Raw genomic sequence first — 17,891 nt, 5'->3', positions numbered from 1 at the left:
ATTCCCGCTGGACGCTTTCCTAGGGGCGTTCGATGAGCCGCTTCGCTTCGCTGCAGGGTCTCGGGCCAACAGATGTTTTTTGCGCGAAAGCGTAGTGCAACGTAGCGGCAGCGACAGATGTTTTTTGTGCGAAAGCGTAGCATTCAATACCTGCAAATTAAAAACAACAAAAAAAGTCCTCTGCAAAAAGGATTTTTCCTAATTGCAGAGGACGATCATGACCGCGTTGCCACCTCATATTAGAGCATATTTGCTCTCCCTTAAATGCTCAGCTTAGTTCGCCAGATCAATTATGCCTCGGCATAATTGTGTCCGGAATCGATTTTGTATTTGCACAAAGAACTTCCTTCCGATTCCGTAATCTTTCAGCGGATGATTGGACACCTGCTGAAAGAAGTTAAATTGACAGATCTTTTGAATTTATGTCAAAAAGATTTGTCTTATCTAAGTCAAAGCACCCCCTTTAACGTGGGGAATCCGTTCGCTATTATAATTAGCGACTCTCATAAGTCCATTCACATAAGCTGCAAATCAGTTCGCACCATCCACTGACTCTCTAAATTGCACACTTATGCTACTACTCTTATTCAACAATTTCTCAGCTATTCTCATCTAAACTAAGCTCATCTGTTCTAAGGCTGGCCTCGCTCCCGAGACCAACTACCTTGTACCGAACAAAAAAGTTAGCCTTATTCTATGCTAAACTACGATAATTGTCAATCAATTCAGAGAAAAAGAAAAATGTTAAAAAAAATTAAGGAAGGTAAACAGTGTTGCAATTGATTCTATTTTAAAGAGTTTGTACAAGTATTCATTAACCTAATTGAAGATATTTCAGCCACTTCAGTACAAATTTCAGCAAGTGCGAAAGACGTCACTGCCTACAATGCAGCAGGTGAATAGGGTAGCTGCTGCATTAAGCAACAATGTTCTACAACCGCAATCTTACTACGGCAATTTAAACTTAAAAACAAAAAGAATCTTCAGCTTTCTCATGATAGCCAGAAGATTCTTTTTTCATCAAAAACAGGGAAAGAAATATTTCCTTCCCTGCTTCATTTTAATGCTTATGTTAAACAGTAGGCTCGTCAGTACCCCATTGTTTTTTCTCTTTTTTGTGTATTTGACCATCTGATTTTTTCATTTCACGAACTTTAAGTGAATACCAGATTTGTGCAGCAATACAAATTGAAGAATACATACCTGTGATTAAACCAACTAATAACGCGATTGAGAAGTTTTGAATCGATGGTGCACCTAAAATAAGAAGTGACACTGTCACGATAATAACCGTTAATACTGTATTAACAGATCGACCCATTGTTTGACGTAATGATTTGTTTACGATATCCGCTAACACTTCACGGTCTTTAATCGTATCATATCGATCTAAGTTTTCACGCATACGGTCAAACGTAACGATCGTATCGTTAATAGAATAACCGACAATTGTCAGTACAGCCGCAATGAACGTAATATCAACTTCTAAGCGCATAAAACTAAATACAGCAACAATTAAGAATACGTCATGTAGTAACGAAACAATTGCCCCAATACCCATGCGCCACTCAAAACGAACCGCTACATAGATAATGATACCGATAGCCGCAAGAGATAATGCTTTAATCGCATTTTTCACAAGCTCTTTACCAACGGTCGGAGACACTGTACTTATGCCAGGTTCATGACCATATTTTTCGCCTGCTTCTTTTTTGAACTTTATAATTTCTGCTTGCGTCAGGTCATGTTTATAACGGATAACCGCTCCGTTGCTCTTTTCACCTGTCAAAACGATATCTTCTGATGAGAAGCCAATACTATCTAGATATTTGGATACTTCTTCTTTATTCAACGTTTGCTCCGCTTCAATTTGCACACGTGTACCACTAGAGAAATCAATACCAAGGTTTAAGCGGAAAATACCAAGAACCACTAAACCGGCCACTAAAATAGCTAATGAGAATGTATAGAATTTCTTACGGTTGTGTACAAAGTCAAAACGATCAAATTTCGTTGATAAATCTAATGTTCCGATATTTTCATCCAGGCTATGCTGTTTAGATTTTGGAATACCAAACCATCCTGGATTGTTGAAGTAGCCACTATTTACAAGTATTCCTTGTAAGACACGAGAGCCCCAAACAGCTGTTAGGAAGCTTAGTAAAATACTAATAATTAATGTTGTGGCAAACCCTTTAACAGAGCTTGTACCCCATTGGAATAATACGGCAGCTGCTAATAATGTAGTTAGCTGTGCATCGACAATGGCTGACAAAGACTCCTTCGAGCCAATTTGGAATGCTTGTTTAACCGAATAACCGACACGTAATTCCTCACGGATACGTTCTGCGGCAAGAATATTTGCATCTACCGCCATCCCTATACCGAGCACGATTGCTGCGATACCCGGAAGCGTTAACACCGCATTAATCCAACTGAATACAACTAGTACTAGGAAAGTGAAAATAGCAAGTGTAATGATGGAAATAAAGCCAGGTAAACGATAGTAGAATAGCATAAATAAGAAAATTATTACTACGCCCACAATACCGGCGAAAACTGTACTTTTCAGTGCTTGGTCACCAAATTGTGCACCAACTGAAGTAGAATAAATTTCATTAAGCTTAACAGGAAGTGCCCCAGCATCTAAAATACCCGCTAGATTTTTCGTTTCTTCAACTGTGAAATTCCCGCTAATCATAACATCTGTTGTATCTAATCTTTGGTTAACTGTCGCAGCAGATGCATAGCGAGGCTTCGCCTTTTGTGATTCAGTTTTATATGAATCAACACCTTCTTCAAAGTCTAACCATACAACAAGTAAATTTTGACCTGCTGGTTTAGCAGCAATTTTACTTGTGATATCAGCAAATTTTTCCGCATCCTTTAACGTTAGCGAAACTATAGGTCGATTTTGTTGGTCAAAAGAACCTTTAGCGCCACCTGGCTTTAAGTCATTACCATCCAGCAATAAATTGTCATCGACATCACGGAATGTTAAATTTGCAGAAGTAGACAATAATTCACGTGCTGATTCTTGGTCTTCGACACCCGCTAATTGCACACGAATGCGGTTTTTGTCTTCAACCTGAATGCTCGGCTCACTTACCCCGATAGCATTTACACGCTCACCAAGAGCTGTTGCTGTTGCCGATACAACTTCTGGTGTAATTTTTTGTCCCTCTTTTAATTCTTTAACCTCATAAAGAACCTCAAACCCGCCTTGTAAGTCAAGGCCTAGCTTAATGTCCTTTAAGACGCCGCCTACAGTCGTACCGATGGCTGCTGTAAAAATAACCATTAGTAGTACGAATGCAACTATACGACTTTTAAGTTTCATTTATAAATCCTCCTCGAATTGGTGTAAGGCAATTCCTTACACTACAAACAAGTATAATAGCAAGTCCTTTTGAAGCGTTTATTCCTCCTTTTCCTTTAGAATAATGTTGCCTGTGCTTCAAAAAAGATTGCTCTACTTATTTCGATCGTTCATAACGCGCAAATTTATCCCTGTATTTGAATAGGTGTTTTGCCTCCAAATTTAGAAAAGAACTATTAGGAGGGTTTTGGTAAAAATACTTATACAAATAAAAAAAAGCGCAACACACTCATTATGAAACACGTTGCGCTTGGTGTCAATTCAACACTTTTAGTATTCTATTATTATTTGACAAATTTCACACATTCTTCTTAAGTTTTAACCGGGCCAAGCAGCATTTTTAACTCTTCCGTATTCAATTCTGTAAACCAATCATTACTTTGTAAGAATTCTACTTGATTAAAAGATACGATATCGGACGGTGATACTGCAAAAATAGTGGCGATAATTTCATGTATGCGTAATTGTTCAATATTTTTTCTGCGCCATTTTTTCTCTACACAATAGCGCCATAGTTCTTCTGCTGTAATCGCATTGTATTGGTAATATTTAAACTCTTCCATCTTACTATCAATTGCAGGACGGATTTTTTCAAATAGTTGCTCATGCTGCATACTCATTTTGAATCATCTCCAATCAAAGTCGTATCGTAAGACAAGTTTGCATACAAATAGTGTAAATGAATTTTTGTGGCTTGAGAAGGGACGGATGGCATGAGTTCTTTTGTACGGGGAACACTATTTTTAATGTTCGTGATTTTTTTATCGAAACTCTTTGGCTTCTTTTATAGAATGCAATTTATGCGGATCGCTGGTGAAGAGGCAGTCGGCATTTATATGACCGTCTATCCGGCGTTCATTTTCTTCATCTCACTCATTCAACTTGGACTACCTATTGCTGTGGCAAAAATTGTAGCAGAGTTATTAGCAAAAAACAAACGCGAGAGCATCTATGGTGTTATGCGTACGGCTATTTTTTGGTCATTTATTGGAATGATCGTCTTTATGCCAATCGTTGCACTAACTATACCATATATATCGACTACACTTTTACATAATGAACATACAACATTTACGCTTTGGATTGCACTCTTTGCTGTACCAGTTTCTGTTGGCTCAGGTTTATTACGCGCTTATTTACAGGGTATTGCGAAAATCACACCAACAGCTTGGGCTCAAATGATTGAGCAAATTATCCGTATTAGTTTCATCACTTTGACACTGCCATATGTGGCTGCCTATAATAATGCTGCCGTTACAGCAGCCGCTGCTATGGGTATTACACTACTAGCTGAAATCGTTGCTTTCTTGTATTTGTGGATTCATTATATAGTCTCAAAGAAAAAATTATTGACACGAAAAAACAAAATCGAGGCTTATCCTGCCTCTCCAATGTTACGAATTGCCCTTCCTTCTGCAGGAAGCAAGCTATTCGGATCTTTTACTTGGTTTTTAGAACCTATCATTTTTTTAAAGGCGTTAACTATGGCTGGTTTAACAGCCTCCGCTGCAACAATTTTATATGGGGTTATTTCGGGTGTACTAGTCCCCCTATTATTATTCCCTGCTTTTGTGTCTGCAGCACTTTCAATTGTACTAATACCAGCTGTAAGTGACGCGGTTGCACGTCAGCATATACCACTCTTACAGGAACGTATCTCTGTTTCATTGCGACTATCTTCTTTAGTGGGCTGTGTTGCCGCTACGTACTTTTTCGTTCATGGAGACGAATTAGCTGTGAAGCTCTTTCACTTACAAGAAAATCGTGGTTATGTGAAAATATTGGCTCCTATTTTTTATTTTTATTATATACAAAGTCCATTGCACTCTATATTACAAGCAATTGGAGAAGCACGCGCAGCAATGATGAACTCCATATACGGTGGTCTTGGTAAGCTCTTTGTCATGTTCGTACTTGCCTCTCAGCCGGGTATACAAGAAAAAGGTGCCGTTGTGGCGATTGGCTTTGGCGTTTTACTGACTTCGTTTTTGCATATTGCAACAGTAAGGCAACGTAAAAATTTACGTGCTGGTTTTAGAATGTTTGTTGTTCCATATGGCTGTTTTATTGCTGTTTGTGTTACCCAGTATTTTCTGATGCAAATAATGCCACTACCATTTATTTTAAGTAGCTGTGTAACTTTGTTTTTACTTTTTACATTCTTACTAGTTTCCAATCAATTACGAATAACTGATTTGCGCTACATTCGTAAATTGGCCAAGAAAGTTTAAGATTCTTTCAGTTGAATATGCAGCCGATCTTCCTCCCAAACACAAAAAAATACAGTGTTACTATCCGTAATATTATTTTTAGCAAGCTCTGCCATTAACCAATCAGCATCTTTGTGCAATACCTTTAAATGCCTCTCCTGAATATCACCATCGATAATTAATGGGTAAACAAATGCCTTTTCATCTTTTTGGTAGACGGACAAATTGCCAGATGGCTCTAAATAAGCATAAGCAATATCTGTAACGGAAGCATTTCCATTTTCGCGTAATTGTTGACACAAATCATCTAAGTTATAGCGTTGCTTGCGCATTTCACTTTCTAAAATGACACCGTCTTTTATAAGCAATACTGGATCACCATCAACTAGGTCACGGAATTTTTTATTTTTGAGTGACAAATATGCAGTTGCTATTTGAATGAAAAACAACACGATGATTGGTAAAATCACATTAAATAAAGGACTTTCGAAATCATCAAGTGCAAACGCAGCAACTTCAGCCATTAAAATGGATACAACTAAATCGATTACAGATAATTCGCCGACCTCACGTTTACCCATTAAACGAAAAATTATTAGGATAAACACATATAAAAAGCAGGTTCTAAAAACAATCATTAAATATTCTTCCATATCGTCACCCCCATACTATTCAAGGTGACCTTACTTATCTTTTTTTATACAGGATGATGGTATATCTTAGCTTTGATTTTTAACACTTAACTTCTCGGAATTCCTTATGACGGAACTTTATTATTTTGCATGCTAACCTTAATTGAAAATCGTGTTTTCAATTAAGGCAAAACCTAAAAAAACGCACGAATAACATAAAAAAACAACAACTCTTTAATTAGGAAATGACACCATGTAACTTTCGTAAATCAAAAGAATAAACCTTAGTTGTTTGTGTACAATAAAAGGAGCTATAATTCCTGCTTTTTAAGTGGAAAAAACAAAATTTTCTCGGACAGTTAACAGGACGTTTCAAAATGCTCACCCATGTAGTTATTGTTTATAAGGTCCTTCTTGTACTTCCGTTTAGTAAACACCCTGCTTTTTTCCAACTTAACAGGCTAATTCAAACATGAAAACAAGGTGAGAAAATGAAAAGGTTAGTAATTTTTCTAGTTATTGTTGCTTATAGTATTTCGCTCATTAAACCTTTCCCTATTTACGGATATAATAATGAGAAGATTCCCGTTCTAATGTACCACCATTTGGATAAAAACATGAATAATAATACAGTCATTTCCCCAGAGAATTTTGAACAACAAATCAAAACACTTAAAGAGAATGGATACAACTCTATTACAGCACAAGAATTATATGATTACTTGAACGGTAAAACAGAATTGCCTAAAAATCCGGTGTTAATAACTTTTGACGATGGTTATTTAAGCAACTATGAAAAAGCTTATCCGATTTTAAAAAAATACAAAATGCATGCAGAAATTTTTGTTATCACCAGTCATGTTCTAGAAAGAAACGGAAAAAATGCGTATCCAAACGAAATTCCCAAAATGAATTGGGATCAATTAAAAGAAATGGAGGATTATATAACCATCCAAAGCCATACTTGGAATTCACATAATAAATTACAGTCATTCAATGGCGGAATGAAAGGTGCTATATATGGTCGTAGTTACATTAATGGAAAGCTCGAAACACAAGAAGAGTACGAAGAACGAGTTAAAAAAGATTTTATTCTTTCTAGGGAAATTATTAAAGAAAAGTTAGGTTATGAACCAATTGCTCTTAGCTATCCCTTCGGAACTAATTCTGAAGATGCAATGAAATTGGCGAAAGATGCTGGATTTAAAATGGCTTTTGTTATTAAAAATAAAGGTGTTACTATGGGCGATAATGCATTTGCTTTAAGCAGAATAACGGTGAATGGCAATGACACTGGAGCAGAATTAATTAAGAAATTAAAAAATGGTGGCACTTAGCTAAAATAAAAAAGAACATCGATTATGCCGGCGTTACGTCCTGAATCGGCTTTGCGCTTAGGTTTGGATGAGAGTTGATACAATGTTTCGATAATGCCTTAAGACGTGGAGGAGATCTCAGTATTTGTCGCTTCAAAAACACTTACTGAAAGAAGTTAAAAAAAGACTTACAACTAATGTAAGTCTTTTTCTCATAATTATTTTAATTGGTCGCCATTTACTACTCGTCCAATTGCTTGACGGTCAAATTTAACGCGCACATTGTCTGCAATTTTTAATGTCACAGCTGTGTCCTCGATTGAGTCAATCTCGCCATGTAAACCACCGATTGTAATAATTTTATCTCCACGTTGCAAACTGCTCTGCATATTTTGTGTTTCCTGCTGTCTCTTTTTAGCAGGGCGGATTAAAATAAACCACATTGCAACGAACATGATTAAAATCATGATTAAGCCAGAATATTGTTCCATCATTCTTGCCCCCTTTCCAATTCTACTTTAGTATAGACTATTCCACCATAAAAAAGCGATGGACAAGCCCAAAATTTTTCTACATTACTAATATTTTTTCTACGATAGACATTTTTTTGCTAAAAACATTCTCATTTCACACAAATTTACATGATCTTTTTACTAAATATTAGAAGTTCTTTGCGTTTGGCCCATTAAAGCCGTATTTCTCGAAAAATTCTTCTCGGAAATCACCAAGACGGTCTTCTCGTATTGCCTCACGTACTTGCTCCATTAGTTTCAATAGGAAGTGTAAGTTATGGTAAGTTGTTAAACGTATACCAAACGTTTCTTCCGTACGAATTAGATGACGAATATAAGCGCGTGAATAGTTTTTACATGTATAGCAATCGCAGTTTGGATCAATTGGTCCGAAGTCACGTGCATATTTTGCATTTTTAACAACTAAACGGCCTTCAGATGTCATTAATGTACCGTTACGTGCAATACGTGTTGGTAATACGCAGTCAAACATATCAATACCTCGAATAGCACCATCAATTAATGAGTCAGGTGAACCTACACCCATTAAATAACGTGGTTTATTTGCTGGCATTAATGGTGTTGTAAACTCTAATACTCGGTTCATAATGTCCTTAGGTTCACCAACAGATAAGCCTCCAATTGCATAACCAGGGAAATCAAGCTCTACCAATGCTTCTGCAGAACGACGGCGTAAATCCTCGAATTCTCCCCCTTGAATAATACCGAATAGACCTTGGTCCTCTGGACGTTTATGTGCCTCTTTACAACGTTTAGCCCAACGTGTTGTACGGTCTACTGATTGCAGCATATAGTCATATGTCGCAGGGAAAGGTGGACATTCATCAAAAGCCATCATAATATCCGAACCTAAATCATTTTGAATTTCCATCGCCTTTTCAGGACTTAAAAACAATTTGTCCCCATTTAAATGATTGCGGAAATGAACCCCTTCTTCTTCGATTTTACGGAATTGACTAAGTGAGAACACTTGGAAACCACCTGAATCTGTTAAAATCGGGCGATCCCAGTTCATAAATTTATGCAGGCCCCCTGCTTCCTTAACAATATCATTCCCAGGTCGTAGCCATAAATGATACGTATTTGACAGAATAATACCTGCATTCATTTCCTTTAATTCCTCAGGTGACATTGTTTTAACAGTTGCTTGTGTCCCTACAGGCATAAATGCTGGCGTTTCGAAAGAGCCATGCGGTGTATGCACGATACCAAGGCGTGCTCCAGTTTGTTTACAAGTATGAAGTAGCTCATAACGAATTGCTGGTTGTGTCATATTATAAAAATTCCTCTCTTATCTAAAGTAAAAACAGTACTCCGATTTTTTCTTTATTCGCCTTTTGGACGAATAAACATAGCATCACCAAAGCTAAAGAAACGATATTTTTCTTCTACAGCTTGTTGGTATGCACTTAAAATTGTTTCTTTTGTTGCAAGCGTACTAACAAGCATTACAAGGGTAGACTTTGGTAAATGGAAGTTTGTAATTAAACCATCCACAACAGTAAATTCATATCCCGGATAAATGAAAATAGACGTCCAACCTTGTTCTGCTCGTACTTCACCTCCATATTTAGAGCCGATCGTTTCTAAAGTACGTGTAGAGGTTGTACCAACTGCAATTACTTTACCACCATTACTCTTTACTCGGTTTATGATAGATGCGGTTTCTTCCGTTACACTATAAAATTCAGAATGCATTTCGTGATTTTCAATTGAATCTACACTTACAGGACGGAAAGTTCCAAGTCCCACATGTAAAGTGATAAAAACAACTTCGACCCCTTTTGCTTTCACTTGCTCTAGTAATTCTTCAGTAAAATGCAGACCTGCAGTTGGTGCTGCTGCTGAACCCCGCTCTTTTGCATAAACGGTTTGGTAGCGATCCTTATCCTCTAACTTTTCGCGAATATATGGAGGTAGTGGCATCTCACCAAGTTGCTCTAAAATTTCATAAAAAATGCCGTTATATTTAAACTCAAATGTACGTCCACCATGATCAAGCTCTCCTGTACAAGTAGCTGTCAGTAAGCCATCTCCAAATGTTACAACTGTGCCAACTTTTACACGCTTAGCTGGTTTAACAAGCGTTTCCCATTCATCCGTACCCGCCATTTGCTTTAATAGCAGTACCTCTATATGAGCACCTGTCTCCTCTTTAACACCCATTAAACGTGCTGGTAATACTCTTGTATCATTTAACACAAGACAGTCTCCAGTTTGTAGCTCATCTAAAATATGAGCAAAATGGTGATGATCTACATTTGCTGAGCCTGGCGTCACTACCATTAATCGACTAGCTGTACGATCCAAAAGTGGGGTTTGTGCAATAAGCTCTTCTGGCAATTCAAAATCAAAATCTTCTACACGCATGAAAATACTTCCTTCTTCTAGGTTTGTTGGGGATATTCATATCCAAAATGTTCGTAGGCCAAATGTGTTGCCACACGTCCACGCGGCGTCCGTTGTATAAAGCCGATTTGCATCAAATATGGCTCGTACACATCCTCAATTGTAACGCGTTCTTCACCAATAGATGCTGCCAACGTATCCAAGCCTACTGGGCCACCTCGGAAGCGCTCAATCATATTGGTCACAAGTTTATGGTCAATATGGTCAAGCCCTCTAGGATCGACTTGTAATAGCTCAAGCGCTTGCTTAGCAAGTCCCTCCGTTATCATACCATCTCCAAGCACCTGTGCATAATCTCGTACTCGTTTTAGCAGACGGTTAGCAATACGAGGTGTACCACGTGAGCGAGTTGCCATTTCAAGTGCTGCTATTTGTTCAATATCAACATCAAATAAAAGTGCACTACGTACAACAATTTCTGCAAGTGAAGTATTATCATAATACTCCAATCTTAATAATACGCCAAAGCGATCCCTTAAAGGTGCTGATAATGCACCTGCTCTTGTTGTTGCACCCACGAGTGTAAATGGCGGTAAATCAAGTCTTACAGAACGCGCTTCAGGGCCCTTACCAACGACAATATCTAAACAAAAATCCTCCATGGCAGGATAAAGCACCTCTTCAATTGCACGAGGCAGGCGATGTATTTCATCAATAAATAGCACATCTCCTGGCTCCAGTGAGCTTAAAATAGCTGCTAAATCGCCAGGACGTTCGATAGCAGGGCCACTAGTCATGCGCACATTGACATTCATTTCATTAGCAATGACAGCAGCTAATGTAGTTTTCCCAAGTCCGGGTGGTCCATATAACAGCACATGATCTAAACTTTCCTGACGAAGCTTTGCCGCTTCAATGAAAATTTGTAAATTCTCCTTTACCTTATGTTGACCAATATATTGTGCTAATCTTTGTGGGCGTAAAGATAATTCAAAATGTTCATCATAGCTACCTGCCTCACTAGCCATCATACGTTCAGACATGTACTTTCCCCCCTTTCACTATTTTAACTTTAATAGCAATTGTAAAGCTTGTTTCATAAATGCATCTGTTGTTTCAAGCTTGTCGTTATCTTCGAGCTGTGGTCGTATTTTTTCTAGTTCTTTTTCAGAATAACCTAGTGCCATTAAGGCAAGAATAGCTTCTTCAAGCTCATGTTTATATGGATTCACACCAAATAACGGTAGCTCATCTTCTGTACTTGGTAGTTCAATAGTATCTAACAATCCGCCAAGTTTACCTTTTAAATCTAGAATCATTTGACGTGCCGTTTTCTTACCGACACCAGGAAACTTTACTAAAAACGATTCATCCTCTCGTTCAATGGCACTGATAACCTGTTGTGGATTCCCAGTAGCTAAAATAGCAAGCGCACCCTTTGGTCCAATCCCTGACACTAAAATAAGTTTACGAAACAGCTCTCGTTGGTCTAAATTTGGAAAGCCATATAACACTTGTGCATCCTCGCGTACATGCAAATGTACATAAATTTGTTGTTCAAGTGCTGATGTCCTGAACGCAAATGGATTAGGTGTATTCAGCTGCCAGCCTATCCCTTGTTGTTCTAGGACGATATACTCAGGAGTTATACGCTTTATTTGCCCGTTTAAATAATCATACATTCTATAATCCCTCACAATCATCGTCTTCGATTATAGCATATTGCGAACGAATGCTCGACTATAACAAATGCGCTAAAGCGCTCGTTTACATCCGACAAGCGCTAGAGAGCCCGAAGCAAAAGTAAGTGATTCACCACTTTTTCCCGAGGGATCGAAACGACCTCGAGAATGTAGCGCTTTAGCCTAGACGAAAACTATGCTCTAGGTTATACACAGTTAAGAATCTATAATTTCCTTACCATTAAGAAATGGCACAAGTATTCATTCACAGACAAAAATGACCGCCGAAAGACGGTCATTTCTTTATCATTTTATCAATATCGTACCACAGTTTTGGCCAATATGTGAGAGCTCGTTTTGTAAATGGCACTAAATAATCTAAAAATACCAGCTGCTGAGCTAATGGTAAATCTATTGCAAAAAGCCATTCACGTAATAGCTCATTTGGATATTTTAAACGATGTAGCTTTTTTTTATCTAATCGTTTCATCTCTGGTAGCTCTGCAAATATTTTACCAAGGTCATAATTTACAGCTGGCAGTACACGATGCAACCATAAAATATATTCATCATCCGCTTCTCCAAGGTGAGCCAGATCAAAATCGATTAAACGTAATTCACCATCTGTGCACCATAAAAAATTATGATGTACGACATCTCCATGTAAAAGCGTTATTTCTTTTTCAGGTACATCTTCCTGCGCGATTAACTGTAATGATTTCTCACTATAATGTAAAATTTGATCGATTTCTTCTTTTGTTAAAAATGGGCGAAACTCTTTCCGTCTGCTTTTAAAACGCATAAAACGCATTTGCCATTTTAAAAGCTGTGAATATGTGTGCAAGCCTGGCACACGTTGCCAAGCAATTTTTTTATGTGTATCATGTAACATATTTAATAACTTCAGTGATTCCTTCCGATCTTTTTTACGAGCAAAATTAGCACCATGACTTCCCTCTTGCCAATCTTGCACGATTAAATACTCGTCATCACTTTTCATTAAAGGCAAAATCAACGAGGGTTCTAGATATCCAAGCTGTCGATGAATAGCCCTCACCTTTTCTGCTATTTCTATCTGCTTTGCTCGTTTCACAAAATAATTATTGGATTGATATTTATACTTCCAAATATTCGGCTTTACTTCTTCAATGATATACGCTTTTTCACCATCGATAAGGCGTCATCCCGCCTGGGAAAAAGTGCGGTGACATCCATGGTCCTACTGACGAATACGGCATTGGGCAATGTGATGGACATGGTGGTGGACATGGTGGCGGGCATGGTGGCTGACAGAAACATGGGTCCATGTGCCAATTTGGCATCATAGCTGGCTGAGCATGACAACCACAAGGCTGTTCCATTTCCGGCATAGCTTCAAATTCTGGTTTCATAGGGAAGAATGGAGATGTACTAGATTCTAAGAAATCCCCTACCCCAGCAACTTTTTCGCATCCCATTTCACATGATGGTTGCTCTGGCATTGTATACGCCTCAACTTGCGGCTCCATTGGCATTGGCATATGCATCGGCATTGGCCAATACATATGATGATGCACTGGCTGATGGCAGCTTGCACAATGTGGTACTGCTGGCATTTGTGGCATGATAAAAATCGGTTGCGGCATTGGCATTGGTGCTGGCGTCGGTTGGGCTACAGGTTGTGGTGGTGGTTGAATTTGAATTGGTGATACAGTTTGCTCTACACTTGGCATGACAACTTGTTGATTCCAGCTAAGCTCAACTGGCGCTGGCTGAGGCATCGGCATCGGCATCGGCATTGGATACGGAATTGGAATCATCTGTGGTTCTGGCATTGGTGGTGGTGGTGCAATAATTGGTGGTGGCATTGGTCGCTGTACTTCTTTTTCCTTAAAGTGCTTTGTAGGTGACTCCTTATGCATATGTTCCTTGTGTCCCTCTTTATGTGATTCCCTATGTCCGTCTCTATGTCCCCCCTCTCTATGTCCATCTCTATGCATTCCACGATCTGTTTCTCGATGATGTTCTCTATGTGGTTCTTTGTTTATTTTTTCAGGTAGGATAATTTCCATGCCCGGTACAATATAGTCTGGGTTAGCGAGATGGGCATTAAGCCGCTTTAAATCTTCAAATGAAACTCCGTACTCTTTCGCAATCTTCCACAACGTGTCTCCCTTTTGGACAATATGAATACGCAATTTTTTCCTCCCTTCCTCTCTTCGTATCATATGTTCAATGTTCCAATTGGATACAAAAAATTCACCCATGTTAGAAAGGCTTCATGGTACACTAGGTTTTAAGGAAAACTGCTTCCTTTATTACAAGCAGAGGTGATCTCTTATGAAAAAAATGTTAGGCGAAGAACGCCGACTGCAACTTCTAGCACAACTAAAAAACAGCACAGCACCTATAACAGGGACAGACCTAGCTAAATTCGCTAATGTTTCTAGACAAGTCATTGTTAATGATATGACATTATTAAAGGCTAGGAATGAGCCTATTATTGCTACTAGCCAAGGATATCTTTATATGCATCAGGAACAAATACAGCAGACCGTTGAACGGACAATTCCTTGCTTTCATACAGCAGAAAATGCAGAAGATGAACTGATAACAATAGTTGATTGCGGTGGGACAGTAAAAAATGTTATTGTTGAACATCCTATTTATGGAGAAATTACTGCATCCATTATGGTCTCTAACCGTCATGAGGTAAAAAAATTTATTCAACGTGTCAACGAAACACAAGCAAGTTATTTATCCGAACTAACAGGTGGTACACATCTTCATGTTATTTCCGCGCCTTCTGTTGAAATTTTAGATTTAATTGAGCTTACTTTACGAAAAAAAGGCTATTTAGTTGTCGATCAATAAGTCAACAAATTTTCCTTCCATAATGTATAAAATCAAATAATTGATTCAAAGCTGCTAGCCTTCACGGAGACTAGCAGCTTTCTATTTAAATGAATTTATATGGTTTACTATCAGGTGTATTGATTAACCATTTATACATTCTAATTAATTCGAAAGGCTGATTTCCGCTACGGGCTACTCGCTTTCCCGCGGGAGTCGAGTAGCCCTACGCTACAATCAGTTAAAATGGGGATATATTAGCAAAATAGCAACAAAAAAATCCTTATATATCACTCAAATATAATCCTCTTTTTTCTCTATCGACAACCTGATAATATTATTATTTAATTTTTTGAAGCTTATTTCATTATTTATGTAATCATATGGAAAATGCTATTGCAATTTCAAAAAAAGAGCTATCCACATTAATTGGATAGCGCATTTTGTTGAAAACTATGATGGCAATGCATTTCAAAAATGAATGCTAGCTACTTAATCAAACGGAATAAACTTATAACAGTGACGCGACTGTAAGACTGCTGTTACAGTATTCTCGACTACTCTTACGCACAAAAAACTTCTGCGAAGTTTTTTGTATGTTTTAAGTGACATGCTAGAATATACATACTATGAGAAATGGTTGATTGGAGTGGAGACTGAGCGACTCCTTGGGGATTAGCGTCACAGATGAGACCCTGCAGCGAGCCTTGCGAGTGAAGCGACTCATCGGACGCCCCCAGGAAAGCGCTCAGTCGGAACGGAAATCACCCCCTCGTTTTGCAGAAGAGCCATACTTTATCTAGCTTTCATCCACATTAATTGGATAGCTTCAAAGTTAAAGAAATCTTTTTCGTTGTGAAGGTGTTGGCAATAAACAACTTTCTTTCCGTCCAAAAAGACGATATCTATTTTTAGCAAATAGTCGGTACATTATATTTCGTATAAATAGAGGAATAAGAATGAAAACATAGCAGACAGGCCAAAAACTATTTAATCTCCTACAAATTTTAAGTGCTGCAGTAGATTCAAAATAGACCTTCCCATGCTCAATTAATATGACACTATCGATATTTTCTGGTATTTCGTATTGAGCAAGAAACGCCTGCCCTGCATCACTCTGGATGGATGCAAATTGAAAATATGCTGCATGATCATATTTGATAATAAATTGCACACTGCTATCACAAAAATTACACACTCCGTCAAATAAAATAACGCCGCCCATACAATTTCCTCCTAGCGAAGACGACATTGATTACTCGTCTGATGTTCGATAAGTAAAGTATGTCCCAAGTGACTTCACTTTGCAACCAAGTGCAGCTAGTTCTTCCATAGCCCCACGCATCATTGGCTCCTTTTCATCTGCTAAAACATCAATCATAAAGAAATAATCGCCTAAGCCCGTTTTTAATGGGCGTGATTCGATTTTACTTAAATTTAGCTGTCGCCATGCGAAAACTGATAATACTTGATGTAACGCCCCTGAACGATCTATTGGTAATGTAATCATGAAAGTTGTCTTCGCCTGTCCATCTGATAATTCTTGCGGTAATCGTTTATTTTGCTTAGATAATACGAAGAATCGTGTATGGTTAAAATGGAAGTCATGAATATTAGTTTGAACGATTTCTAAGCCATATTTTTCTGCTGCCGCTGCATTTCCTACTGCGGCAATGCACTCATTAGGATTTTCGGATACAAATTTTGCCGCTGCTGCCGTTGATGTCGTTTGATGTAACGGAGCATGGCTGAAACGATAAAATAAATATTTATGACATTGGGCTAGAGCATGTGGGTGTGAATAAACTCCTGTGATTGATTCCCAATTGTCTTTCTGCGCTTTATTGACCATTAAATGCTGCTGTATTTTTAACTGAAGCTCACCTGTAACATATAAGGTCGCCTCATGAAATAAATAATCAAGCGTTAACGATACAGATCCTTCTAAAGCATTTTCCAGTGGTACAACTGCTAAATCCACCTTCCCCTTCGCTACCGCCTCAATACATTCTGGAATTGTAGAACAAGGGACAAGCCACTCATTCGGAAAAGTTGCCTTTGTTGCTAAGTATGTAAATGATGCCTCAGGTCCTAAATATCCTATTCGTTTTTCCCATTGTTGCTCTGTCATAACATTTCCTCCTGTTCATGGTTTTATTTAATTGGCTCACCACCAAAACGTATATACATGATATACGTTTTAACAAATGTCATCCCTAACTTTTGGAGACAAGCCTCTTTAGTTTCACTAATGTAAAAATTCGGAATTTTTAATTCCTAAAAAACTCCTTTTATTCTACATCAAATATTAGGTAAGGCATAGTATGAAGCTTCCCAAACGCTCCGGAGCCTCTATGGTTATCCATTCCTCTTCTCTATGAATTTTCTCTATCGATATAGAATAAGGAGCTGTCCCATGAAGTGATCATTACATCACATGGGACTGCTCCTTTTGAGCTTATTTACATTTTGTCAAAAATTTAAACATGCTGTCAGTCATTACAATGCACCCGAACTAATTACTTCCGCTGACTCTACAAAATCTAAACGTTTAAGTTGCTGTATTAAATCATCAAGTTCACATGTCATACTAGTGACATCTAGCGACAACGTAACATTAGCACGTCCTTGAATCGGTATCGTCTGATGGATAGTCAGTACATTGCAATGCGTAATTGTCACTGTTTCTAAAAGCTTTGCAAGTGTTCCTTTACGGTCCTGAAGCTGTACAAAGACTGTTAAAATGCGTTCCTGCACAATTGAGTGAAAAGGAAATACAGCATCACGATATTTGTAAAACGCACTACGCGATAAATCCACCTGCTTTACCGCATCCCAAATGGAAGTTACCGTACCACTTGAAAGTAAGTGTTTCGCCTCCAAAGTTTTTTGCATAGCATCCGTTAAAACATCTTCACGAACTAAATAATATCGCTGATTCGCAACATTCTTCATACG

16 protein-coding genes and 1 other annotated feature are annotated in these 17,891 nt (G+C 38.1%); of the genes, 3 read left to right on the top strand and 13 right to left on the bottom strand.

Going from position 1 to position 17,891, the window contains the following annotated elements; genetic code table 11:
• Positions 1-204: 204 nt before the first annotated feature.
• Positions 205-600, bottom strand: a binding site (T-box leader).
• A 472-nt stretch (positions 601-1,072) separates the two neighbouring features.
• Both secDF and B1B04_RS22545 read right to left on the bottom strand, forming a co-directional pair.
• Complete coding sequence (gene secDF, locus B1B04_RS22550; RefSeq protein ID WP_079563592.1) at positions 1,073-3,340, bottom strand: protein translocase subunit SecDF; 2,268 nt, start codon at positions 3,338-3,340, stop codon at positions 1,073-1,075.
• 350 nt (positions 3,341-3,690) lie between these two features.
• A complete protein-coding gene (locus B1B04_RS22545) occupies positions 3,691-3,999 on the bottom strand; it encodes a post-transcriptional regulator (RefSeq protein WP_079563591.1) in 309 nt (102 codons plus the stop codon).
• Positions 4,000-4,092: 93 nt separating this feature from the next.
• Here B1B04_RS22545 and B1B04_RS22540 point away from each other — a divergent pair, with 93 nt between their 5' ends.
• Complete coding sequence (locus B1B04_RS22540) at positions 4,093-5,610, top strand: putative polysaccharide biosynthesis protein (RefSeq protein WP_079563590.1); 1,518 nt, start codon at positions 4,093-4,095, stop codon at positions 5,608-5,610.
• On the opposite strand, the gene B1B04_RS22535 is transcribed toward B1B04_RS22540, so the two are convergent.
• Complete coding sequence (locus tag B1B04_RS22535; protein ID WP_079563589.1) at positions 5,607-6,242, bottom strand: DUF421 domain-containing protein; 636 nt, start codon at positions 6,240-6,242, stop codon at positions 5,607-5,609. The genes B1B04_RS22540 and B1B04_RS22535 overlap by 4 nt on opposite strands.
• 470 nt (positions 6,243-6,712) lie before the next feature.
• Here B1B04_RS22535 and B1B04_RS22530 point away from each other — a divergent pair, with 470 nt between their 5' ends.
• Positions 6,713-7,558 (top strand): polysaccharide deacetylase family protein, encoded by an 846-nt coding sequence (locus B1B04_RS22530; RefSeq protein ID WP_079563588.1) that lies wholly within the window; start codon positions 6,713-6,715, stop codon positions 7,556-7,558.
• A gap of 197 nt (positions 7,559-7,755) precedes the next feature.
• Here B1B04_RS22530 and yajC read toward each other — a convergent pair whose 3' ends face one another.
• The 7 genes from yajC to B1B04_RS22495 form a co-directional block, all read right to left on the bottom strand.
• Positions 7,756-8,028: a preprotein translocase subunit YajC gene (gene yajC, locus B1B04_RS22525; RefSeq protein WP_079563587.1), complete on the bottom strand. Its 273-nt coding sequence runs from the start codon at positions 8,026-8,028 to the stop codon at positions 7,756-7,758.
• Positions 8,029-8,197: 169 nt separating this feature from the next.
• The gene (gene tgt, locus B1B04_RS22520; RefSeq protein WP_079563586.1) at positions 8,198-9,343 is read right to left on the bottom strand and encodes a tRNA guanosine(34) transglycosylase Tgt; all 1,146 of its coding nucleotides are present in this window, start codon (positions 9,341-9,343) and stop codon (positions 8,198-8,200) included.
• Positions 9,344-9,396: 53 nt separating this feature from the next.
• A complete protein-coding gene (gene queA, locus B1B04_RS22515) occupies positions 9,397-10,440 on the bottom strand; it encodes a tRNA preQ1(34) S-adenosylmethionine ribosyltransferase-isomerase QueA (protein ID WP_079563585.1) in 1,044 nt (347 codons plus the stop codon).
• A 17-nt stretch (positions 10,441-10,457) separates the two neighbouring features.
• A complete protein-coding gene (gene ruvB / locus B1B04_RS22510; RefSeq protein ID WP_079563584.1) occupies positions 10,458-11,462 on the bottom strand; it encodes a Holliday junction branch migration DNA helicase RuvB in 1,005 nt (334 codons plus the stop codon).
• A gap of 18 nt (positions 11,463-11,480) precedes the next feature.
• Positions 11,481-12,101: a Holliday junction branch migration protein RuvA gene (gene ruvA / locus B1B04_RS22505; protein ID WP_079563583.1), complete on the bottom strand. Its 621-nt coding sequence runs from the start codon at positions 12,099-12,101 to the stop codon at positions 11,481-11,483.
• Positions 12,102-12,396: 295 nt separating this feature from the next.
• Positions 12,397-13,194, bottom strand: coding sequence for a phosphotransferase (locus B1B04_RS22500; protein ID WP_079563582.1), 798 nt, complete (start codon positions 13,192-13,194; stop codon positions 12,397-12,399).
• A gap of 70 nt (positions 13,195-13,264) precedes the next feature.
• Positions 13,265-14,278 carry a LysM peptidoglycan-binding domain-containing protein gene (locus tag B1B04_RS22495; RefSeq protein WP_079563581.1) on the bottom strand — a complete coding sequence of 338 codons (1,014 nt, stop codon included), beginning with the start codon at positions 14,276-14,278 and terminating at the stop codon, positions 13,265-13,267.
• A gap of 142 nt (positions 14,279-14,420) precedes the next feature.
• Here B1B04_RS22495 and B1B04_RS22490 point away from each other — a divergent pair, with 142 nt between their 5' ends.
• Positions 14,421-14,954 carry a transcription repressor NadR gene (locus B1B04_RS22490; RefSeq protein WP_079563580.1) on the top strand — a complete coding sequence of 178 codons (534 nt, stop codon included), beginning with the start codon at positions 14,421-14,423 and terminating at the stop codon, positions 14,952-14,954.
• 814 nt (positions 14,955-15,768) lie between these two features.
• Here B1B04_RS22490 and B1B04_RS22485 read toward each other — a convergent pair.
• The 3 genes from B1B04_RS22485 to B1B04_RS22475 form a co-directional block, all read right to left on the bottom strand.
• On the bottom strand, positions 15,769-16,158 hold the full coding sequence (locus B1B04_RS22485; protein ID WP_079563579.1) for a thiol-disulfide oxidoreductase DCC family protein: 390 nt from the start codon (positions 16,156-16,158) through the stop codon (positions 15,769-15,771).
• 30 nt (positions 16,159-16,188) lie between these two features.
• Entirely contained in the window at positions 16,189-17,064 is an 876-nt protein-coding gene (gene pheA, locus B1B04_RS22480; RefSeq protein WP_079563578.1) for a prephenate dehydratase, read from the bottom strand.
• A 368-nt stretch (positions 17,065-17,432) separates the two neighbouring features.
• Entirely contained in the window at positions 17,433-17,888 is a 456-nt protein-coding gene (locus B1B04_RS22475; protein ID WP_079563577.1) for an ACT domain-containing protein, read from the bottom strand.
• Positions 17,889-17,891 lie beyond the last annotated feature (3 nt).

It is taken from the genome of Lysinibacillus sp. KCTC 33748, assembly GCF_002237755.1.
Taxonomy (GTDB): Bacteria; Bacillota; Bacilli; order Bacillales_A; family Planococcaceae; genus Lysinibacillus.
This window is presented reverse-complemented; position numbering and strand designations above follow the sequence as displayed.